3 protein-coding genes are annotated in these 3880 nt (G+C 61.1%); all 3 read left to right on the top strand.

What is annotated here, in order from left to right; genetic code table 11:
* Nucleotides 1-499: 499 nt before the first annotated feature.
* On the top strand, nt 500-1042 hold the full coding sequence (locus Q0216_RS02710; protein WP_298592729.1) for a flavin reductase family protein: 543 nt from the start codon (nt 500-502) through the stop codon (nt 1040-1042).
* Between the two features lie 171 nt (nt 1043-1213).
* A complete protein-coding gene (argE, locus tag Q0216_RS02705; RefSeq protein WP_298592728.1) occupies nt 1214-2443 on the top strand; it encodes an acetylornithine deacetylase in 1230 nt (409 codons plus the stop codon).
* Between the two features lie 501 nt (nt 2444-2944).
* On the top strand, nt 2945-3880 hold a 936-nt coding region (locus tag Q0216_RS02700; RefSeq protein WP_298592726.1), incomplete at its 3' end, for an MIP/aquaporin family protein.

The raw sequence follows: 3880 nt of genomic DNA, 5'->3' as shown, positions 1-3880 counted from the left end.
CGCAGACGCGCAGGAACACGCAACGCCCAGCCCATCGCATAGCCCGGGCCAAAAGCCAACACGACCGCAAAAAGTAGCAGCGGAATAGTTGCCAACCAGCTCATTAACCCTCTTCTCCCCACAGTTCACGCGCCGAAAAACCCCTCAAATACGGGGCGCGGTGCGCTTTCACGTACCAAGCAAGGATACCCTAGAGCCCTCTTCACCCCCGCGAAACCCCACAGAAGAGAGAGGGACAGCACCCACAACCTGCTACTCAGACTCTGATGCGGGGCAATCGGCGGAGTTCATCATCGAGGCTCCCAAGCGGTGAAGAATATGACGTAATATTTCACGCCCCGCGTCATGAAAGGCGCACCTAAGAAACATAGGGCAATAAATAAGGTGTTCAGCACCCATTAGCTTTACTCTGAAACATATCTCCCCTTAACTAAAGGGTCGCCCAGAGCAAACACCACAGGACGAACCTCAAAAGCAGCCGCAGAAGAAAGGGTCGATTATGACCGAACCCATTGCAGCACAGGCACCCCTCGCCGACACCTCCGAGCAGTTCAAGCTCGCCTTCGGCCACCAGCCCGCAGGCGTCGCCATCATCACCGCAACTGATGAAAACGGCGCACCCGCAGGTTTCACCGCCTCCTCGTTGACCTCCGTCGCCGCAGAACCGCCCATCATCGCATTCTCCCTCAAGGCAAATAGCGGCTCCGCAGCAAAGATTGCGGCGGCACCCTCCTTCCTCGTACACATGCTCGACGCTGAGAATGTCACCCTCGCGAAGAACTTCGCAACCCACGACTACCCCCGCTTCGAAGACCCCAGCACCTGGGAATTCATCCACACCGGCGAGCCCCTCGTCCACGGCGTGCGCCGCGTACTGCGCGCAACCCCGCTCAGCCGCGTTGAGGCAGGTCCCGCAATCGTCTTCACCGCAAAGGTTGAAGAGTTCATCCGCAACGGCTGCGAAGGCACCCCGCTGGTCTACCACTCGCGTAACTTCCACGCGCTGGGTGACCACTCCAACGTGAACAACTACAGCATCTAACCCCGCGCAGGGGTCACGGGGCGGTATTCGACGACCATGAGGCGACGAATACCGCCCCGCGGCGTACCCTAAACATAAAAGCGCACGCGGCACACGGCACGACGCACCCAACCCAACACAGCGCACAGCACCCCAACACGGCGCATCCAACACAGCTCAGAAGGAACAGTCATGACGGCTCAGACCACCCAGCCCGCATCCCTACCCTGGCTCGAAAAGCTCATCGCGATCCCCACCGTCTCCGGAACCTCCAACCTGGAACTCATTGAGCTCATCGAAGCCGAATTTGCCCGCTACGGCTACAGCGGCGTGCGCACCTACAACGAGGACGGCACCCGCGCTAACCTGCTGGTCACGATTCCTGCCACTGACGGCACCACCCGCGGCGGCCTCATCCTCTCCGGCCACACGGACGTCGTACCCGTTGCCGGTCAGGACTGGGACGCCGACCCGTTCACCCTGCGCGTGGAGGGTACCCGCGCCTACGGCCGCGGTGTCTGCGACATGAAGGGCTTCCTCGCCGTCGCGCTCTGGCTACTGCCGCGCGTTGCCGAGGCGAAGCTGCGCACTCCCCTGCACTTCGCGTTCTCCTACGATGAAGAAATCGGTTGCGTCGGTGCCCCCTCCCTCATCGAGGAGTTCGTGGCGCGTAACCTCGCCCCCGACTACGCGATTGTTGGTGAGCCTTCCAGTATGCGCATTATCTCCGCGCACAAGGGCGCACACCGCGGCCGCGTCACCTTCACCGGCGTGCCCAAGCACGGCTCCCTCGCCACCCACGGCGTGAACGCGGTCACCGCAGCCGGCGAATTCATCACCTTCTTCACCGACATGGCGGACCAGTGGGAAGAAGAAGGCCCCTACGACGAGTCGTTCATCATTCCCCACTCCACCGGTAGCGTGAACCTAGCAACCGGCGGCCTGCAGTACAACATCGTCGCCGAGCAGGCGGTCGTGGAGTACGATGTGCGCACCCTGCCACAGGTGACCACCGAGTCCTTCGTGGAGCGCATTGACCGCGAACTTTCGGAGGTGATTCTGCCGGATTTGCAGGCACGCGCCGCACGCGCCGAGAAGCTGACCGGCGCGGAGCCCGGTAGCCTCACCTCCCGCGTGGGTGTGAAGCACGAGCTGCTTGCCGCCGTACCGGGTCTGGGTACCGCCGATGATGCGCCGCTCATTCACCTGGCTCACGAGTGGCTGGGCACCGATGGCACACCGCAGAAGGTCACCTACGGCACCGAGGCGGGCCAGTTCCAGCGCGCCGGCGTGCAGAGCATCATTTGCGGCCCCGGCGATATTGCTCAGGCGCACACTCCGAACGAGTGGATTGAGCTGGAGCAGCTGAGCGAATGCGAGCGCTTCTTCGAGGCGATTCTCGACTGGGCGAGCGCGAAGTAGCGGCCGAGTAGCGGCGTAACAGCCCACGCGTAGCGGCACGCACAAGCCGCCGAGAAGCCGCTATAACCTAAAAACCATAGAATCTGCCCGGGTACCCCATACGAGGTGCCCGGGCATTCTGTGCTGGTGGAAGGTGGTGTAGGCGGGGTTCACGTGTTGTTTGATCGGGGGGTTTATGCGTGAGTTTACCCATGGATTTATTCGTGGGTTTATCCGTGAATTTACCCACGGGTTCAACCACGAATTGAGGGACGAGTCCAAGGTGTGGACTATGCCCGGTTTTCCCCTCATCTTCCACATTTATTTTTAAACGAAAAACCCGAAAAACCGCTTATGTCTAAGGGTGAAATAACACCAAAGTATTGCCCTTCTAGGGTATTCAGGGTTCCATAGATGCCAAAGGGTAAACACGTCACCCAGGCGGCATAACCCACACAAAACCACACCTCCCTCACGCTCGGCACTGCACCACCCCGCAGTTCACTACCTGAAGGACACCCCGTGTACACCATCAGCCCCTACCTCGCCGAATTCCTCGGCACGCTCATCATGTGCACCATCGGCTGCGGCGTCATCGCCAACGTCGAACTTCGCCGTTCCAAAGGCCACGGCGACAACTTCTTCACCATCGCCTTCGGATGGGGCTTCGCCGTCACCTTCGGTGTCTACGCCTCCCACGCATACTCCGGCGGCCATCTCAACCCCGCCGTGTCCATCGGCCTGGCAGCCTACGGCGAGTTCCCCTGGGAGAAAGTCCCCGGCTACATCATCGCCCAGGTCCTCGGCGCAATGGTTGGTGCCGGGCTGGTCTACCTCAACTACCTGCCGCACTGGAAAGCAACCGCCGACAAGAAAATTAAGCTCGGCGTTTTCGGCACCGTCCCCGCTATTCACAACTACTTCACCAACGTCCTCTCCGAAATGATCGGCACGTTCATGCTGGTCTTCTCGGCACTGTACACCGGTGTGAACTTCAAGCCGTCCATCAGCGGCGGTGTGGAACTCTCTCTCAACCTCAACGACGTGCTCAAGCCCCTTGCCTTCGGCTTCATGGTCGCCGTGCTCGTCATCGGTCTGGGCGGTCAGACCGGCTACGCACTGAACCCCGCCCGTGACTTCGGTCCGCGCCTCATGCACGCCCTGCTGCCCATCCACGATAAGGGCACTTCACGCTGGTTCTACGCGTGGGTTCCGATCTGCGGCCCGATTGCCGGCGGTTTCATGGGCGGCGCGTTCTTCAAGCTCTACTACGAGGGTCAGGTCAGCCCGTGGCTGTTCGTCTCCAGCACCCTGGCGGTTGTGATTCTACTCTTCGCGTGGTGGGCTAATAGCCACCTGTACCGCGCACCCAGCGCCGAGGTCATCCCCGAGTTTGAGGACACCCACGCTACCGCGGCGGCACGCGCGGCAACCTACACGCCGACCGGTTCCATGCCG

Source organism: uncultured Rothia sp. (assembly GCF_937976295.1).
Classification (GTDB): Bacteria; Actinomycetota; Actinomycetes; order Actinomycetales; family Micrococcaceae; genus Rothia.
The sequence above is the reverse complement of the archived record's forward strand: the minus strand, read 5'-3'. Positions and strand labels throughout refer to the sequence as shown.